The organism is Hyphomonas sp. UBA3601, assembly GCF_002375605.1.
GTDB lineage: Bacteria > Pseudomonadota > Alphaproteobacteria > Caulobacterales > Hyphomonadaceae > Hyphomonas.
In genome coordinates this window covers 1-18378 of the sequence record NZ_DFME01000045.1, presented here as the reverse complement: position 1 = coordinate 18378, position 18378 = coordinate 1, and the positions used below count along the sequence as shown (strand labels likewise).

Annotated in this window: 18 protein-coding genes and 1 tRNA gene; 5 read left to right on the top strand and 14 right to left on the bottom strand. The window is 57.8% G+C overall.

What is annotated here, in order from left to right; all coding sequences use genetic code 11:
• A partial coding sequence (locus B4F73_RS05120) for an NAD(P)-dependent oxidoreductase (RefSeq protein ID WP_290482652.1) occupies positions 1–541 on the top strand: 541 nt, incomplete at its 5' end.
• A 98-nt stretch (positions 542–639) separates the two neighbouring features.
• Positions 640–1659 carry a sugar kinase gene (locus tag B4F73_RS05115; protein ID WP_290478708.1) on the top strand — a complete coding sequence of 340 codons (1020 nt, stop codon included), beginning with the start codon at positions 640–642 and terminating at the stop codon, positions 1657–1659.
• Positions 1660–2032: 373 nt separating this feature from the next.
• On the opposite strand, the gene B4F73_RS05110 is transcribed toward B4F73_RS05115, so the two are convergent.
• The 8 genes from B4F73_RS05110 to B4F73_RS05075 form a co-directional block, all read right to left on the bottom strand.
• Positions 2033–2596, bottom strand: a complete 564-nt coding sequence (locus tag B4F73_RS05110; RefSeq protein ID WP_290482651.1) for a hypothetical protein — start codon at positions 2594–2596, stop codon at positions 2033–2035.
• Positions 2597–2680: 84 nt separating this feature from the next.
• Entirely contained in the window at positions 2681–3013 is a 333-nt protein-coding gene (locus B4F73_RS05105) for a DUF6538 domain-containing protein (protein ID WP_290482650.1), read from the bottom strand.
• A gap of 157 nt (positions 3014–3170) precedes the next feature.
• Positions 3171–3245, bottom strand: a tRNA-Glu gene (locus B4F73_RS05100).
• 78 nt (positions 3246–3323) lie between these two features.
• Positions 3324–5117: a single-stranded-DNA-specific exonuclease RecJ gene (gene recJ / locus B4F73_RS05095; protein WP_290482649.1), complete on the bottom strand. Its 1794-nt coding sequence runs from the start codon at positions 5115–5117 to the stop codon at positions 3324–3326.
• Between the two features lie 64 nt (positions 5118–5181).
• Positions 5182–6135 carry a class II fructose-bisphosphatase gene (gene glpX / locus B4F73_RS05090; RefSeq protein ID WP_256434926.1) on the bottom strand — a complete coding sequence of 318 codons (954 nt, stop codon included), beginning with the start codon at positions 6133–6135 and terminating at the stop codon, positions 5182–5184.
• Positions 6136–6192: 57 nt separating this feature from the next.
• Entirely contained in the window at positions 6193–7476 is a 1284-nt protein-coding gene (locus tag B4F73_RS05085; protein ID WP_206990781.1) for a homoserine dehydrogenase, read from the bottom strand.
• Positions 7477–7556: 80 nt separating this feature from the next.
• Positions 7557–8765 (bottom strand): LL-diaminopimelate aminotransferase, encoded by a 1209-nt coding sequence (locus tag B4F73_RS05080; RefSeq protein WP_034811572.1) that lies wholly within the window; start codon positions 8763–8765, stop codon positions 7557–7559.
• Positions 8762–9199 carry a hypothetical protein gene (locus B4F73_RS05075; protein ID WP_156947805.1) on the bottom strand — a complete coding sequence of 146 codons (438 nt, stop codon included), beginning with the start codon at positions 9197–9199 and terminating at the stop codon, positions 8762–8764. The genes B4F73_RS05080 and B4F73_RS05075 overlap by 4 nt, the downstream gene beginning before the upstream one ends.
• A gap of 72 nt (positions 9200–9271) precedes the next feature.
• Between B4F73_RS05075 and B4F73_RS05070 the strand changes: the two genes are divergently transcribed.
• Positions 9272–11101: a PHA/PHB synthase family protein gene (locus tag B4F73_RS05070; protein WP_290482648.1), complete on the top strand. Its 1830-nt coding sequence runs from the start codon at positions 9272–9274 to the stop codon at positions 11099–11101.
• A 2-nt stretch (positions 11102–11103) separates the two neighbouring features.
• Here the strand turns inward: B4F73_RS05070 and argC are convergent, their stop codons facing one another.
• The 3 genes from argC to rplM form a co-directional block, all read right to left on the bottom strand.
• Positions 11104–12051 carry an N-acetyl-gamma-glutamyl-phosphate reductase gene (argC, locus tag B4F73_RS05065; protein ID WP_290478714.1) on the bottom strand — a complete coding sequence of 316 codons (948 nt, stop codon included), beginning with the start codon at positions 12049–12051 and terminating at the stop codon, positions 11104–11106.
• 87 nt (positions 12052–12138) lie between these two features.
• On the bottom strand, positions 12139–12585 hold the full coding sequence (gene rpsI / locus B4F73_RS05060) for a 30S ribosomal protein S9 (protein WP_233347546.1): 447 nt from the start codon (positions 12583–12585) through the stop codon (positions 12139–12141).
• A gap of 44 nt (positions 12586–12629) precedes the next feature.
• Positions 12630–13094 (bottom strand): 50S ribosomal protein L13, encoded by a 465-nt coding sequence (gene rplM, locus B4F73_RS05055; protein WP_034811561.1) that lies wholly within the window; start codon positions 13092–13094, stop codon positions 12630–12632.
• Positions 13095–13132: 38 nt separating this feature from the next.
• Here rplM and B4F73_RS05050 point away from each other — a divergent pair, with 38 nt between their 5' ends.
• Positions 13133–14104 carry a hypothetical protein gene (locus B4F73_RS05050; RefSeq protein ID WP_290478715.1) on the top strand — a complete coding sequence of 324 codons (972 nt, stop codon included), beginning with the start codon at positions 13133–13135 and terminating at the stop codon, positions 14102–14104.
• On the opposite strand, the gene B4F73_RS05045 is transcribed toward B4F73_RS05050, so the two are convergent.
• Positions 14082–15128 carry a COX15/CtaA family protein gene (locus B4F73_RS05045; RefSeq protein WP_290482647.1) on the bottom strand — a complete coding sequence of 349 codons (1047 nt, stop codon included), beginning with the start codon at positions 15126–15128 and terminating at the stop codon, positions 14082–14084. The genes B4F73_RS05050 and B4F73_RS05045 overlap by 23 nt on opposite strands.
• Positions 15129–15201: 73 nt before the next feature.
• Between B4F73_RS05045 and B4F73_RS05040 the strand changes: the two genes are divergently transcribed.
• Positions 15202–15417, top strand: coding sequence for a DUF2842 domain-containing protein (locus tag B4F73_RS05040; protein ID WP_206990786.1), 216 nt, complete (start codon positions 15202–15204; stop codon positions 15415–15417).
• Here B4F73_RS05040 and B4F73_RS05035 read toward each other — a convergent pair.
• Complete coding sequence (locus B4F73_RS05035; RefSeq protein WP_290478717.1) at positions 15414–16277, bottom strand: phosphatidylserine decarboxylase; 864 nt, start codon at positions 16275–16277, stop codon at positions 15414–15416. The genes B4F73_RS05040 and B4F73_RS05035 overlap by 4 nt on opposite strands.
• Before the next feature lie 15 nt (positions 16278–16292).
• On the bottom strand, positions 16293–18131 hold the full coding sequence (locus B4F73_RS05030) for an ABCB family ABC transporter ATP-binding protein/permease (RefSeq protein WP_290478718.1): 1839 nt from the start codon (positions 18129–18131) through the stop codon (positions 16293–16295).
• Between the last annotated feature and the right edge of the window lie 247 nt (positions 18132–18378).

Below are 18378 nucleotides of genomic sequence, written 5' to 3'. Positions count from 1 at the left end.
GAAAGGCGTGGGCATGATTGATGCGCCCCTCGGTCGTACGCCTGCGCACGCCAAGGACGGGCTGCTGAATATCATGGCTGGCGGTGACAAGGCGACGTTCGACAAGTACGAGCCGGTCCTCAAGGAACAGGGCGAAAACGTCTTTTATCTCGGCCCGCTCGGTGCCGGCCACACGACGAAGCTGATCAACAACTTCATGGGCATGACAACCGTCTGCGCCATGTCGCAGGCTTTCGCTGCGGCAAAACTGGCCGGCGTAGACCGCGGTCAGCTCTACGAAATAATGTCATCTGGTCCGTCCAATTCGCCGTTCATGAAGTTCTGCAAGAACTACGCGGTCGACGGTGTGAGCGACCTTGGGTTCTCCATCAACAATGCAAACAAGGATCTGCGTTACTTTAACCAGATGGTCTCGGATCTCGGTTCTCGTTCCCTGATTGCCGAAGGCACCTCGACGAATCTCTCAGCCGCCGTCGAAGCCGGAATGGGCTCAGGTAATGTGCCGGAAATCTTCGACTACTTCGTTGATTTGAAAAGGTAAGCGATTACGAGTTCTGTCCGTTCCAGGATTGTTTTTTGTTTACATCTACACCACACAAGCCGATTTTCGGCAGAACCGCGCACTGAAAGGCGTCGACCATGTCAAAGACAATCGTCACACTTGGCGAGCTCATGATGCGCCTGAAGCCCCCCGGCAAATTGCGTCTGCGCCAAGCACAGGCCTTCGAGGTATGCCATGGGGGCGCCGAGGCCAATGTCGCCGTATCGCTTGCAGAGTTTGGTCTCGCCTCTCGCCTGGTCACGGGGCTTCCGGAAGGTGAACTCGGAGCGCAAGCGCTCCGGTTTCTCCGGGCCCACGATGTCGATACGAGTCAGGTCATTCGGCGTCCTGGCCGGCTGGGACTTTACTTTATGGAAGAAGGTGCCGATTTTCGCTCCGGGTGCGTGGTGTATGACCGGGCCGGCAGTGTGTTTTCCGAGTTATCCCCCGATGATATCGACTGGAACGCAGCCTTTGACGGAGCAGATTGGTTTCATATTAGCGGCATAACGCCCGCGCTTTCAGATGAGACCCGCCAACTTGCGACTTTTGCCATGGAGGAAGCCCGGAGACGGAATATACATGTTTCGCTCGACCTGAACTATCGCGAACGGTTGTGGGAATATGGTCGATCGGCCATTGAGGTGATGCCAGCTCTTGCTTCGCTGGCCGATACATTGATCGCCGGAAGAGGCGACTGCACCCATTGTCTCGGTGTGGACGGCGAAGGTGAGAATGGCAGTCAGGTGTGGGCGGAATCCCTGACCGAGCAGCTGTTCAGACGGTTCAGCCAGTTAACAAATGCGTCGATCACGCTAAGAAATTCAAAGTCGGCAGAAAATCATAGTTGGAGCGCGCACCTGCGCACGCAGGCTGGCTCCTATTTTTCGCGCACGTACGAAATGACAGCCATCCTAGACCGCGTCGGAACCGGCGACGCTTTTTGTGCCGGGCTGATTTATGGACTGGTCGACGCCCGAAAGCCCAGTGAAGCACTGGAGTTTGGCGCCGCCGCCAACTGCCTTAAACACTCGATACACGGAGACAGCAACGCAGTCTCTGTCAGTGAAGTCGATGCTCTCGTCTCCACGACACGCTTCGGGCAATTGCGTCGCTGATGGGGTGGTGTCAGTTTAATGCGAACCAGTGCGAACGAGCAGGTCCTAGGCTGCTCTACGGACTCCTGAGAGCGCAGTCGACGCGAAGGAGAGAAGTCTTAGGGATCGCCGCCTTCCCCCACCCCGGTGCATTCAATATCGCCGGCTCAAACCGTCGAGAAATACCCGTACCGCGAACCCGATCGAATGGCGGTGAACCAGTACGTTGGAAGGTCGGTCGTGTTGTCATCTTCCAACGGCCACACCCTGTCGAACGGGGCCGACGTGAATATTACATTTAGCTCTTTGGTGGTGTAGGCTCTTCTGCTCGGTCTGGTAACTGAGCTGGATTCGGTGACCCCCACCGCAGGATTGCTCACTAAGTGTCCTCGAATTACGGCCAGCTGAAGAACAACTTGGATTTGCCTGAGCCGGTCTTTAATGGTTCCTGGGTCAACTTGGCATAATTACTGCCATTGCGGGCTTTTTCGAGCTTCTCCGGAAAACTTAACCGTCTGAGCTCAGATATGGAACCCGACCTGGCTGGTGCTCTTTTCAGGGCATCTCGATACGCCCAGATGTGAGATTTTTGCACCTTAAATATCGGAAGAGACGAACCGGTGAGTTCATGAAACTCAGTCCACGCAACCCGTCTACGCTCCAAAGTCTTTGCTTTCACAGGTGTCGTCGAATCCTGTTTGACCTGTTCGTAGACCTCCCAATATTGCTCCAGAGATTTACGCCCCTCCGGCGTTAAAGGTGTATTATCTCCAAGTGCGGGCAATACTGTTGGCTCAGCCTTCAAAAATGGAGACTTTGGTTGAGGAGGTCTTGCTAAGCCGCGAATTTCAGCCAAACCGTGGGTGTACGCATCCGACAGCACACCGGCTGCAGCTTTGAGCATCGCATTGCGAATGGGTGTATCCCTTGGAACGGACGCACTTTTGCTGGTGGTCACATCCAAATAGTGATCGACGAGCCACCCAACTAGCGCTTCAAGTTGCTCGGTATCGGTAGTTGTCAGGGCGCTCCGAAGATCCCCTCAGCGTTGATCGAGGCGACCGCTCTTGCCTGTCTCCGTGCTCAGGAAGCTTTCCGTGATGATTGCAGTTTCCTGTTCATAAGCCACTCGGCAAAAAGCTTTGAAATCATTGGAAGCGACGCCTTCTCTCAGAACGGAAAACGCACCTTCAAACTCCTTGATGCAATCAATGGCTGCTTTGTTGGCATCGTTCTGATCCCGCGTCGAAAGTGACTTGATAATATGAGTTCTGAACCGCTTGCTATTTGGTTTTGGAAAGTAGCTCACGACATCTGAAGGGATCGGATACCTGATCTCAAAGAGTCCATTGGATCTCTCATAAACATAACTCATAGATCGATACCTTCTAGCACGCATAATGAACCCTTCCGACGATCAAGTGACCCCCGGGGAAATGCGTTCTAGCGACACTGAATCGTGTTGAAAAGTGTGTTGAAAATCAGCGATTTTGCATCGCGTAACACATTGTTTTTCAATGGAATTCAAGCCGTGGCAGTCCCTAGGGGAATCGAACCCCTCTTTCCAGGTTGAAAACCTGGCGTCCTAACCGATAGACGAAGGGACCGCACCGGCTCGAAGACAGGCGATATAGCTGCTCATTTCTGACTCGTAAAGCGCTTTGAGGCGGGTTTCTGCAGATAAATCATGCCTCAGCTGCATCACTGACATCCAGCTGTACCCGCCGACGGCCATTCCACTCATCCGCCTTCAATTTTCCAACAACATGGAGCCGCGCATTCGGACGAATTACTTCCCCCAAAGGCTGGTCAGCGCTACGCCAAGCGATGCAATCAAGACGCCCACTGGAGTCTTCGGCGGTGAACTTCAGATGATTTAAGCCAACCTGTCGCACGCCCGTGACATGTACAGATTGCAGCGCGAAAACAGGCTCGGGGGATCCGACACCAAACGGGCCAATACCGGCGATCTGATCAACCAGCGCAGGAGATGCTGCGCCCGGAGACAGGATCGCATCCACGGGCAGTTCCAGTGCCGCAGCACGCTCTGCCGTAAACTTCGCCATATGGCCGACCATCCATGCGTCGAAGGCTGGAATTTGCTCAGGCTCAAGGCTCAGGCCACCCGCCATCGCATGGCCGCCCCCTGACAAGATGACTCCTTCACGCGCCGCAGCTGAAATCGCATCACCAATGTTCACACCGGTTACCGATCGCCCCGATCCCTTAGCGACGGGCCCCAGCCCCTGTCCCCAGCCAATGACTATGCAGGGAAGGTGGAACCGTTCCTTCAGGCGTCCGGCCACGATGCCGATCACGCCGGGATGCCAGCCTTCGCCACCGGCGACCAGGATACCCCGGTCTGGATTACGCTTCAGCGCCTGCTCAGCCTGTGCGGTGGCCTGATCGAGAATCGCCGCTTCGACGGCCTTACGTTCGTCATTAAGTGCGTGCAGCCGCTCGGCCAGCGCAATTGCCTCTGACCGGTCATCCGTAGCCAGAAGTTTCGCGGCGATCCACGGATCACCCACACGACCGCCTGCGTTAAGCCGTGGCCCCAGCATGAATGTAGCGTGGTACACACTGTCCACTTTGCTGATCCCGGATACTTCGGCCAGCGCGCGCAGGCCTTCATTTTGACCGCGGGACAGAATGCTGAGCCCTTGTCGCACGAAGGCTCGGTTTACACCGCGTAGGGGTGACATGTCGCAAAGCGTCCCAAGTGCTGCGAGGTCAAGAAACGACATGATGTCCGGTAGACCTTCCGGAGGCGCAATGCCTCGTTCCCGCGCCAATCGGTTCAATGCGGCCGCAAAAACAAAAACGACGCCCGCCGCAGCGAGATGACCACAACCAGAGTTGCAGTCGGGCCGGTTCGGATTGACCAGTGCAGCCGCTGGAGGGTTATGCCCGGCCATCAAATGGTGATCGATGACGACAATGGGCAGACCGATAGACTCCGCCTCTTCCAGCGCATTGACCGCAGCTGCGCCGCAATCGACGGTAATGACGAGTTCCGCGCCTTTTTCCTTCAAGTGTCGAAAAGCTTCGGGCGAAGGACCATACCCCTCTTCCAGGCGATCCGGCACGTAAAGCCCGAGGTCTTCGCCCCATGCCCGGAAATATCGCGCGAGAATTGCTGAGCTGGTACCGCCATCGACGTCATAGTCAGCAAAGACCGTGACGCGCTTCTTTGCGAGAATCGCGTCGAGCACAATCTCGGCCGCCTTGTCCATGTCTGAGAAACTCGACGGATCAGGAAATGTCTCCCTTAAGGTCGGGGACAGATAAGTCGCCGCTTCGTCTGGCGTCACATCTCTGGTGGCGAGCAACCTGGCCAACAAATCGGATCCACCGACGCTCGGCTGGAGCCGCCGCACCAATGCCTCATCCACAGACGCAAGCGTCCAGAACCGGCCCGTGGCCGATCTCTGCACATCGAATAGCGTCGTATCTTGCTTTAGGGCTGGGTCAGCCATGGGTTCTCCGGGAATCGCTCCCGGAGATTCTAACGCATCTAGGCTGTCACGGGAAACGCCCGGCTCAGACCTTATGATCGGAGCGCACATAGCGCACCATGCCGTCGAGTGATGTCATGACGAGCGTGTGAGTGTGCACACGACCGTCTGCGGATTTGACGCCGCTGAGCATCGATCCATCGGTCACGCCTGTCGCACAGAATACTGTGTCACCCGAGGCGAGTTCATTTAGGGAGTAAGTGCGGTCGAAGTCGGTGATACCCGTGCGCTCTGCACGTTTGCGCTCATCATCATTGCGGAACACGAGGCGTCCCAGCATCTGGCCGCCAACACATTTGAGGGCCGCTGCTGCAAGTACGCCTTCGGGCGCGCCACCTTGACCGACGTAGAGATCAATTCCGGTGTGTGGGTTGGTCGTCGCGATTACGCCGGCCACATCGCCATCCGTGATCAGGGCCACGCGCGCGCCAACCGAGCGCAGGCTCTCAATGATGCCTTCATGACGCGGGCGGTCCAGCACACAAGCGGTCATGTCGGTGACATCCATGCCCTTGTGCTTGGCCAGCGCCTGAATGTTCTCGGCAGGTGTCGCATCCAGACTGATAATGCCTTCCGGATAGCCAGGGCCTACAGCAATCTTGTCCATATAGGTGTCTGGCGCATACAGCAGGCCGCCACGCGGCGCGATGGCCAGCACGGCCAGCGCATTGGCCATGGCTTTTGCGGTTAGTGTGGTGCCTTCCAGCGGATCAAGGGCGATGTCGATCTCGGCTCCTTTACCAGTGCCGACTTCTTCCCCGATGTACAGCATGGGCGCTTCGTCGCGTTCACCTTCGCCGATGACCACGCGCCCCTGGAAATCAACCTCGTTGAATGCCGTGCGCATCGCATCCACAGCGGCTGCATCGGCTTTCTTCTCATCTCCACGGCCAACCAGTTTGGCGGCGGCTATGGCAGCAGATTCCGTAACACGGACCATGGAATCGGCAAGGCTGGGCGTCAGAACGCTATTTTTCATGAATTCTCAATTCTCCGAACGCGCAAAACATAAAGGCTCTGCGCCTATCTAAAGCAATTAGCTTGCCGACTCGATCCTGATCAGGCGCGGCGGATCAACAGCAATTGCAAATTTTTCCAATCGCGCCAAGGCCGCGTCCATATTTGATCGTTCGCATCGGTGTGTGACAATCGCAATCGGGCTTGCACCAGTATCATCTGCTGAATCCTGAAGCAGCTTGTCGACGGATACGCCTTCAGCGGCCAAAGACTCCGAAAGTGCCGCCAGCGCGCCCGGCTTGTCAGCCAGTCGTACCCGCAGGAAGAACTGGGCCACCTCATCCTTGCGCCCAGTTGTGAAGGGCCGCGCCATGTGGTGTTCTGCGCGTCCAAAGGCCGGACGGATCGCCGGGCGGAACAGCTTTGCGACATCTCCCATCACGGCGCTCGCGGTGGGACCAGCGCCCGCGCCAGGGCCCGTCAAGGTGACGGCACCCACAGGATCACCTTCGATACGCACCGTGTTCAGGGAGCCATCAATGCGGGCAAGCGGATGCGACACAGGCAAGGCCATTGGCTCAACCCGGCACACAACGCCTTCATCGGTCAAAACACCCTCTGCTATCAACTTGATCCGTAACCCCAGGCGATCGGCAAGGCGCAAATCGAGCAGCTCGACCCCATCTACTCCAGAGACTTCCACCTTGGAGAAGTCGAGGTCAGCAGAGAACGCAATGGCAGAGAGAATCGCTGCCTTGTGCGCGGCATCCATGCCAGAAACATCCAGCGTAGGATCAGCTTCGGCATATCCGAGCTTCTGGGCTTCGGCGAGCACTTCGTCATAAGCGCGGCCCGTTGCCAGCATTTCTGTTGTCAGGAAGTTGCAGGTACCGTTCAGGATACCCGCCACGCGTTTGATTTCGACCCCTGCCAGACTGTCGCGTAACACGCGCACGACTGGAATACCCCCAGCGACAGCGGCCTCGAACAACAGATCTACCTGCTTTTCTTCAGCCAGCTTGGCCAGCGCCATGCCATGCTTGGCCATCAGGGCCTTGTTGGCGGTGACCACCGGCTTACCTGCCTTAAGGGCCTCTTCGACCGCAAACTTCGCCGGGCCGTCAGATCCTCCGATCAATTCAACGAATACGTCGACTTCCGGGTCTTCAGCCAGGGTCGCAGCGTCATCGAACCAGCGATACTTGCTTGTATCGACGGGCCGGTTGCGAGACTGGCTACGCGCGCTCACACCTGCAATCTCAATCTTACCCGGAATGCGCAGGCGCTCCTGCCGCTCAACCAGTTCGATGAGACCACAGCCGACGTGGCCCAAACCCGCAATACCTATTCTCAACGGCCCCAATTGGTCACCCTTTCAGTTTGAGTGTCTGACTTTCAGGGGCAGCGCATAGCGGGTTTGGGCGAATGCGTCGAGGGCGCGCGCTACTCTGCCGCGGCGGGCTGGATATCCTTGATCCCGCGGGACTGCAGGAATTTGCGAATATTGCGCGCTGCCTGCCGGATACGCTGCTCATTCTCGACCAGCGCAATCCGGACATGCCCATCGCCTTGCTCCCCAAATCCGGCACCCGGCGCGACGGCCACATGTGCTTCATTGATCAGCTGTAGCGAGAATTCGAGACTACCCATTTCCTTGAGGGGCTCAGGGATCGGAGCCCAGGCAAACATCGAGGCTTTCGGCGACGGGATGGGCCAGCCGGCCCGCGTGAAGCTCTCCACCAGCACGTCGCGGCGTGACCGATAGATCTGGCGAAATTCGTCGACACAATCCTGAGGGCCATCCAGCGCAGCTGCCGCCGCGACCTGGATCGGCGTGTATGCACCGTAGTCGAGATAGGATTTCACGCGCCCCAGTGCGCCAACAAGCTTCTCGTTGCCGGCCACGAAGCCGATCCGCCATCCAGCCATGGAATAGGTCTTCGACATGGTGGTGAATTCAACGGCGATGTCCTTTGCACCATCCACCTGAAGGATCGAAGGGGTCGGCTCGTCAAAATAGATTTCGTTGTAAGCAAGATCGGACAAGACGATCAAATCGTGCTTGCGCGCAAACTTCACGGCTTCCTTGTAGAAGTCGAGATCGCAAACTTCAGCCGTGGGGTTGGAAGGAAAACACAACACCATCGCTGTCGGCGGTGGCACACAATATTTTACGGCCTTGCTGAGATTGGACAGGTACTCTTCCGGCGTGTGCGCAGGAACGCTGCGAATGGATGCCCCGGCGATTATGAATCCGAACGAATGCAGCGGATAGGACGGGTCGGGAGAAAGAATGACATCGCCCGGCGCCGAGATGGCCTGAGCGAGGTTCGCAAACCCCTCCTTGGATCCGAGCGTCACGATGACTTCCCGGTCCATATCGAGGGACACATCGAAGCGACGCTGGTAGTAATTGGTCACAGCGCGGCGCAGGCCCTTGATACCGCGCGAAGCAGAGTAGCCATTCACGTCAGGGCGACGGGCCGTCTCGCACAGTTTGTCGACTATATGCTCTGGCGTTGGCATGTCGGGATTGCCCATACCGAGATCGATAATATCCGCACCTTGCGCGCGCAGCGCCGCCTTGGTGCGGTTCACTTGTTCGAAAACGTATGGGGGAAGTCGGCGGATCTTGTGGAAATCTGTATTCATCTGTTGGCGGCCCGTAGGCCCCTCGTAACTCGTGGAACATCAAAAGCGGATCGTATGGCCTCAATCTCCTCATCCGTCAGGAAGTTGGAGTTGGCCTCAAAGCCCGCAAATCCGCGCCGAACCGATTCCCTAAGGTCTTCGATCTCGGCGGCGGCATTTGCGGGCGCGACCGCTCGCGCGTTTTCCGCAAATACTGCGCGCAACTCAGCGCCGCGCGCTTTCGATGTTTCGAGTGTTTGCCCCGGTGTATTCCCCTTTTCAATTGTCGGAATATCGACAATCTCGGGATAGCCTTCGCCACGAATTTCCACACGGCGCGCATCATACCAGTCCGGTGCCTGGTCGATGGCTGTCCGAACCTTCGAAAACGACCCCGTACATGCTGCCAATAGCAGGCAACATACACTTGTCAGGGGAATCGCCGTGTTTTTCATGGTTAAACTCATTAAATCACAATTATTCCGTAGAATAGTTAGAGGCGGCTAAACAAGGCGATATTGGGACGAATGGTCGACCGCAAGAACAATAAAGACAGCCAGCCACTGCTCGCCGAGATTCTCGCCCAGCAAAACCCCATGCAAATGCAGTCCCTGCTGACCACGCTGGCGCTGGCCAATACCGAATCTCACGCCCTGTTGCTAGATGTCCTGTCAGGATCCGGGCCACTCGGCACTGTGACGAATGGCGACCCTATGGGTGTGGGCGAAGCTTTCCAAGCCGTGGGCCAGGGCTTCGCGAAGAACCCCGTTGCATTGATGAACGCCAACATGCAACTCATGCAGGGTTGGATGGAGCTGTGGCAGGAAATGGCACTGGAAGGCATGACCGGCGCCGCCAATGCGGTCCGGGACAAACGTTTTTCCGACCCTGAATGGGATCGCAATCCCGGCTTCAAATTTATCCGCAAAGCCTATGACCTCAATGCCAAATGGCTGATGGGCCTGGCCGATCATGTGAAGGACGACCTGCCGGACAATATTCACTTGCGCGCAAAATTCTTCAGCCAGCAATTGGCCGACAGTCTCGCGCCGACCAATCATCTCGGCAGCAATCCGCAGGCCCTGCGCACCTTCTTCGAAAGTGGCGGTGAGAGCGTGCTGGCAGGCATCCGGATGGCTCGCGACGATGTAAAAAGGGGCAATGGCAAACTCTACATCACCCAAACTGACGAGACGCCGTTCAAACTCGGCGAGAACATCGCGACGGCGCCCGGTGAAGTTGTTTTCAGGAATGATTTGATCGAACTGATCCAGTACAAACCAACTGGCGAGCAGACCCATGCGCGTCCGTTGCTGATCTTCCCGCCCTGGATCAACAAATTCTACATCCTCGATTTGCGCGATGAAAACTCGATGATCCGCTGGCTGCTAGACAAGGGCCTGTCAGTCTTTGTCGTCTCGTGGCGCTCGGCCGACGAAGTGACCCGCGACTACACGTGGAACGACTATGTGAAGAATGGCATCTATGCCGCCGTCGAAGCCACGCTTCAGGCGACTGGGCAGAAGGGCCTCAATACAGTCGGGTATTGTATCGGGGGCACCCTACTCTCTTCAGCCCTCGGCCACATGGCTGCCAGCGGCGACGACCGTATCAAGTCAGCCACCTTCTTTGCATCCCAGTCCGATTTCAGCCTAGCCGGAGACCTGAAAGTCTTCACCGACGATAATGGCCGCGCCTATATCGACTCCATCATCGAGGAACATGACGGCATCATGCCTGGAACGATGATGTACGAAACCTTCAACTGGCTACGCCCGATTGATCTGGTCTGGCGCTACGTCATTGACCAGTACATGCTGGGCAAGGAGCCGCGGCCGTTCGATTTGCTGTATTGGAACGCTGACCAGACCAATATTCCGGGCAAGGTACACCGCAGATACCTCAAGGACTGTTACGCAGAGAACAAGCTCGCACGCGGCAAGTTCAAGGTGCTCGGCGAAACAGTGGACCTGCAAAAGGTCGATATCCCGATCATGGTGCAGGCCAGCCGCGACGATCACATCTGCCCCATGGAAAGTGTCTACCGCACCGCCAAGGTATTTGGCGGCAAGACCAATTTCATCCTCGCCGCCTCAGGCCACATCGCCGGCGTAGTGAACCACCCGGATTCCGGAAAATACTGCCATTGGACCAATAATGGCGCGCTGCCAGAAACTGGCGCGGAATGGCTCGAAGGTGCGGAGGAGCATGCAGGCTCCTGGTGGCCGACCTGGTGGGACTGGCTACGGCCGAAGTCCGGTCGCAAAGTCATTGCGAAGCAGCCAAAGGACATGGGCCTCGGCGCTGCGCCGGGCACTTATGCCAGAGTTCGTCTTGAGGATATCAGGCTCAAGTAAGCTCAAGCCGTCAATCCGGCATCCTCGTCCAGCCCCAACGCAATATTGAGGTTCTGAACCGCCGCGCCAGAAGCGCCCTTACCGAGATTGTCAAAACGCGCCACAAGTCGCGCCTCGTCATCCGTGCCGAAGACAAACAGATCGATCCGATTGGTTCCGTTGCAGGCCTCTGGCTCAACACCCTTCAAGGCATCGCAGTCTGCGAGGGAGGCCACACTTACAAATCGCTCGCCTTGATAGGCTGAGGTCAGTGCCGCGTGAATTTGCGCACGGCGTGGCTTACCCGGAATGGCCCAGAGCGGCAGGCCGATTTCAACGATCATACCCTGCGCATAACGCCCCACTGACGGCATGAAGACGGGAGCGTGCTCGAGCCGGGAATATTTCTTCATCTCAGGGGGATGCTTGTGCTTCTGTCCCATCGCATAGATGCGGTGATTGTCTTCAGAATACGTTTCGGACGCCTCATCCTCGAACTCAGCGATCATGGCCTTGCCGCCGCCGGTATAGCCCGACACAGCAGAGACCACGATGGGCCAAGAGGTTGGCACCAGCCATTTTGAGACCAGCGGACGCAACAGCGCAATCACACCTGTGGGATAGCAGCCTGGATTGGAGATCCGCCGGGACGCCTGGATCGCGGCGCGCTGCCCCTTGTCCATTTCCGGAAATCCGTAAGTCCATCCACTCGCAACCCGGTGCGCTGTAGATGCGTCGATGATCACCGTGTTCGGACTGTTCACGAGGGACACCCCAAGACGCGCTGCATCATCGGGCAAACAGAGGATGACCGCGTCGGATGCATCCATCAGGCGCGCACGCTCGATATTGTCCTTGCGCTTGTCCGGATCAATGGAAATCAGCTCAAGGTCCGTGCGAGCCCACAGTCGCTCGGCAATCTGAAGGCCGGTCGTGCCGGCTTCGCCATCAATGAATACTTTGGGCAGCATAATCTGTGTGTTCCCGATTCCGGACAAAACAAAACGGGCGCTCCGTTTCCGAAGCGCCCGCCTGAATAATGATATTCGGTGTGCGGCCTAGCGCTTCGAGAACTGGAAGCTGCGGCGTGCTTTCGCACGACCATACTTCTTGCGTTCGACAACGCGTGGGTCGCGGGTCATGAAGCCGAATGGCTTCAGCACGGCGCGCAGGCCTGGCTCGTAGTTGACGAGGGCACGCGACAGGCCGTGACGCACAGCGCCTGCCTGACCGGAAAGGCCGGAGCCCTTCACAGTTGCAATGATGTCAAACTCGCCTTCGCGGCCAGCTTCGACCAGTGGCTGAGCAATTACCATGCGCAGCACAGGGCGCGCGAAGTACTGTTCCTGATCGCGACCATTGATCGTGATCTTGCCAGTGCCGGGCTTGATCCAGACGCGGGCGACGGCCTCTTTGCGGCGACCGGTGCCGTAAGCACGGCCCTGAGCGTCGATCTTCGGCTCGATTGGAGCAGCCGGAGCTTCAGCTTCGGTTGCGCCGGACATGGCGCCAAGATCCTGGAGGGAGTTTGCAGTGTCAGTCATGTTGATCAGGCCGCCTTGATGTTCTTGCGGTTCATGGCTTTGAAGTCGACAGTGTCGGGCTTCTGGGCCTCGTGTGGGTGCTCCGCGCCGCCATACACGTGCAGTTTCGAGAACTGCTTGCGGGCCAGCGGGCTTTCTTTTGGCATCATCCGCTTCACGGCAAGTTCAAGCGCGCGCTCAGGGAAACGACCATTGAGGATTTTTTCCGGCGTCGTGGACTTGATGCCGCCCGGATAACCGGTGTGGCGATAGTACACTTTGTCCGTCATCTTGCGACCGGTGAATTTCACCTTGTCAGCATTGATAATGACGACGTGATCGCCCGTATCGATGTGAGGTGTAAAGTCAGCACGGTGCTTGCCGCGCAGGCGCTTGGCGACATATGAAGCAAGGCGTCCGACGACGACATCGGTCGCGTCGATCACGACCCAGTTGTGCTCTACGTTGGCTGGTGCGTTATAGGTTTTCATCGCTCTACTAAGAGCCTCTCGCTTTCGGAGTTCATGGAATGCAATTCAAGCGCTGGCGTTTAAGCGCCACTTCCCCGGTTGTCAACGCAGGGCTTGGCCTCGCCCTGCTTTTTACAGCAGTTGGATGCTCGAAGAAAGCCGAAGCCCCCGAAGTACCGGCTTCTGCCTCTGAAATCGCTGCTGGTGTGGAGCTTCCCGCTGTATGGTCCACGCGCCCACTGGAAGGCAAAGTGAACGCTGTGGCGCTCTCCGGAGGCCTCGGAGGCCTGCTGGCAGTCGCCTATGAGCGCGGCGGCCTGCAATTGTTCAATATGAATGGCGAAATTCTGGGGGAACCTGCCAACTTCAGGCTCACTGACCTCGCCAGCGGCCAGAGCGCCACGCTTGGCGGCAGTACGGTGACCATATTCCCGGGAATCACCCGCGAGGGCCAGTTGAAAGCATATCTTTACGGCGAAGGCCTCCTCGCCCCGGCTCAGGTCGACCTGCCCGTTCCAAATACGAGCTCCATTGCCGGCGTTTGCTCCGGTCCGATGCGGGCAGCCGGTATCATGCGAGTGGCTTACTGGACCTCGACCAATGATCGCGTACTTCAGACCGGCATCGTGCGGGAAGAGAATGGCGAGTTTTCCTGGGATGCCAGCGAATCGACCTTCACAGATTTTGGGATCAGGTCCTGCGCCTATACGAGCGACACACTGGTTGCCTCCCCGCGTGCGAAAAGCGCAGCGTCGCTCACACGTGGCGATTTTGATGCCCTGCTCTCCATCGAAGACGGCAGTGGGCTTCAGGTCTCAACAGATTTGGGCATGACCAACACCGAAATCACCGTTCGGGATGGCATTACCGTTATTGCGCCAGATGCACCGGATGCGATGGCCGCCATGGGCACGATGATGAGTGGTGGATATCCAGGCGGTGTGATTGTCATCGCGGGCGAAACCGCCCCGGACCAGCATCAGGCCGTATTCGTCGATCCAAGCCCCCTTACGCTGGACGATTCTCGCTAGACGTCCCACGCGATTGCCAGACAAGACGCACTGCCATCAGCGTAACGATTACGCCAAGACCCTGATGAACCAGAGCCAGGTTCATCGGGGCGGCGTGCACAAGCGTGAGAATTCCCCACACTGCCTGTAGGGTCACGAGCACAGCCAGCCAACGAAATTCCTGTCGCAGTGGCGTGCTCCGGAACGCCCAGGCGGATGCCAATGATCCGGCCCAGATGGCATAGGCCAGAATGCGGTGATTGAATTGCGTTGCAGCGCGGCCTTCAAACAGGCTGCGCGCACCGAGGCCTTCTTCCACATAGTGTGACGGAAAGAACTCTCCCGCCATCAACGGCCAATCATTGTAGGACCGGCCCGCATCAAGGCCGGCAACCAAGGCGCCGGCAGCCATCTGGATGAAAATCGTGACCAGAAGTATTACGGCAATGCTTCGGGTGAGCCCAGCTACCGCCGGTCGGCGCTCTTTGCCAAGATCGTGCCAGAGCCAAGTGACGTAGGCGATAATCAACAGCGCAAGTGTGAAATGGGTCATCAACCGATAAGGCGCGACGTCCACGCGCGTGGTCTCGCCAATGCCGCTGGCCACCATCCACCAGCCTATGGCGCCCTGCAGACCACCGAGTCCGATCAATGCGATCAGATGCCAAGTGAGATGTTTGGTCAGCCAACCGCGAACGGCAAAGACCGCAAAACCCGCAACAGCCACCAAGCCGATCATGCGCCCAAAAAAGCGATGCCCCCACTCCCACCAGAATATTTTCTGGAACTCCGCCATGGACATGCCCTGATTGACGAACTGGTATTCAGCGGTTTGCTGGTATTTCGCGAACTCGGTTTGCCACGCACCTTCTGAGAGCGGCGGCAGCGCACCACTGACCGGATTCCATTCAGTGATGGAAAGGCCGGAATCCGTCAGGCGTGTGGCACCACCAATCAGGATCATGGCATAGACCATCAGACCGACAAGGATCAGCCAGCGGCGGATCCAGGTAGCGGAGGGGCTGACTTTTGACGTTTCGCTCATGCGAGATACATGATCCAAGCAGACGCCCGCGCAAGAGGCGGCAAAGTCGCATGTGCAGTTGAGAGACATACCCATGAGCTATCCGACCAGGAAAATCGTCGCGAGCCTGATCCTGCTGGCCTTCATGGTCTGCTGGATTATCATGGTCGGCTCAGTCGGTCCGATTGTCTCAGGTTGGCCGAAATGGGCTGAAATGCTGTTCTACGTATTCGCAGGAATCGGTTGGATCATCCCGTTCAAGCCGATCTTCGCGTGGATGAATCGCGATGCGCCAAAGCAGGAAGACTAGTCTTCAGGTTTGTTCTTGGTGGCTTCCTTCAACCGCGCCAGCATAACAGCGGGATCGTCAGGTGTATCTGCCTCGTCGGGCTCCGGATAATCGTCCTCCTCGACCGATTCATCCTCCGTCACGCCTAATGGCAATTCACCTGCCTCTCCCGACATCGTTTCGAAAGAGCCTTCGTCGCGATCGGATTCCAGACGGCCCAGCACGGTTTCCCCCCCGATCAATGTCTGGCCAGGCCAAATCAACTGGCCGGCTTTGGCCGGAACATACACATCGCACCAGCCGCCCAGCCGTCGTTTTCCGAACACGCGTCCAAGTCGCATGATATCGCCCGATTCAGCTTCCAATTCCTGACGTGGGCCAAGACCGCCTGTCGCGATGCGCACACCTACCTGCTGTGCACGGCTTTCAAACAACAGGTATGAAATCGCCAATCCGTCTGCATCTGGGCGCATGGCAAATGGGACAGTTTGTTCGCCGTCTTCCGTAATGAGGCTTTCCAGACTGCCAGCAATCGGCGCGTAGAGTCGGTTCGTTGTGGCCGGCGACGAAGATATCCGGATGCGTGTAGTTTCCGCGCCGGCCATGCGCAATTCGCCCGGCGGATCGGCTGGGGTCACTGATACCACCACCCCATCGCACGGCGCCACAATGCCGCTGGCAAGATCTGGCGCGGTTCGCTTGGCCCAGCGCGCCGCCATCAAGGCAGCGATCATCCCGGCAAACCCAACCCAGAAGAGTGGGTCCCAGACCCAACTTAGCAACAGGCCGACCAGAAGGGAGGCCAACGCAGCCGCAACGCCCTCCCAATCGAGCCCGCCGGTCATCCAGGGCGTCGTCTTCCGTTCGAGGTCTTCGGTCATGCCCGCCAGCCTTTTCTATTCCGCAGCGAGCGCGATCTCCGCGCTCTTGGCCTGTCTTTCCCACATATCAGCATATTTGCCGCCTTTTGCCAGCAGGTCTGCATGTGTGCCGCGCTCAATCACTCGCCCGGCATCGAGAACGATGATCTCGTCAGCAGATTTCACAGTAGACAGGCGGTGGGCGACCATCAATGTCGTACGCCCCTCGGCGGCATCCTCAAGCGCGTCTTGCACGGCCTCTTCCGTCGCACTGTCCAGCGCTGACGTGGCCTCGTCCAGCACGAGGATGGACGGATCGGCCAGAATCACGCGGGCAATTCCCACGCGCTGCTTCTCACCCCCAGACAGTTTCAAGCCTCGCTCGCCAACGCGTGTTTTCCAACCATCGGGCAGCGATTCGATGAAATCGAGTAATTGCGCCCGGCGCGCAGCATCCCGCAGCTCCTCGTCGCTGGCATCGGGACGAGCGTAAGCGATGTTGGACCGGATCGTGTCATTGAACAGAACAACGTCCTGAGGCACGAGCCCAAGCGCCTTGCGCAGGGATTCCTGTGTCAGCGATCTCACATCATGCCCATCGACCAACACGCTGCCCTGATCGACATCGTAGAAGCGGAACAGGAGCTTAAGCAGCGTCGACTTTCCCGCCCCAGATGTGCCGACAAACGCAACCTTGCGGCCGGGCAGCAAGTCAAAACTGACATCCTGCACGCCAACTGCACGGCCTTCATGATTGAAACCCACATTGCGGAATTCGACATGCCCAGTCGGCTTCGACAATGGCATCGCATCTGGCGCATCCGCCACTTCGGTTTTCATGGCGAGCAGCCCGTAGAGCTTTTCGAGGTCCACCGCGCCTTGCTTGATCTCGCGCCAGGCCCAACCGAGAATATTCAGCGGCGCATAGAGTGACAGCAGCATCAGCATGACGGCCGTCAGGTCGCCGACCAACATGGTTCCCTGAATGACATTCCAGGCCGACAGGACGAGCACCGCCAACAAGCCTGCATTCATTACCACCGCTTGCGTTGCGTTCAGGACGTACATGGACCGGACAGCATCGACATACCGATGATTGTAATTGCGCATCGCGTCGTTGAACCGGCCGGTTTCGCGGCGTTCTGCAGCGAAAGCCTTCACGGTTTCGAAATTTGTCAGAATGTCGACAGAGGTCGCTCGGAAATGCGTGTCGGCTTCATTCATTCGGCGGCGCTGGCGCACGCGCCATTCGGTGATGATTACCGTGGCGATGACATAGATGATGATCGTGAAGACCGCGATCAGGGACAGGCGGTAATCATAAGCGACGCCGAGCGCGATGGAGGCAAGCACCAGCCGCACGAAGGTCGGCCCTATATTGAAGGCGAGGAAGCGAATCAAATAGTCGATGGCACTGGCACCGCGCTCGATGACCCGATTGAGTGCGCCGGTCCGCCGAGTCTGGTGGAAGTTCAGAGAAAGAGACTGCGCATGCCCGAAAGCGTCCACGCTGGCGACGCGTTGTGCGTCCTGACTGACGGGAGAAAACAGCCAGTCGCGCACCTGCGGCATGGCCGCAGCAAGAAAGCGGACACCAATCCCGACCGCGAGCCAATATGCGGCCGCGCCGAAGGCCGCCGCTTCGCCACCTTCCGGAACAGCGCGGTTGATCGCGTGTCCCAGCAGCAAGGGCGAAATCACTTCCAACACCGAAGCAGCGAGTGTGATCAAGATTGCGATCACCATGATTGGCCGCCATTTCGACAGTTCCGGCCGCGCGAGCAGCTTCAGGATTCGCAGAATGGAGGCGCCGATCCCGCCATCAGCGCTTTCGATCTTGTCATGGTCAGCGGCGGCAGCGTGAGGATTCGTCATCGCCCGCATATGGGAACAAAATGACAGATCAGCAAACCCTGCATGTTGCGCCGAACAGCGAAACGTCCTGAAATTGTCACTGGTCGAGGAATACGAGGCCCCATATAGGGCAACGGCACGCCTCGCTGAGGCAAGTTTGAAAGGCGAACCCCGCATGACGAATATCAAATCCATCTGCGTTTATTGCGGCGCGTCCGACGATGTTCAGCCGGGCTATATCAAGCTGGCCGAAGAATTGGGCCGCGAA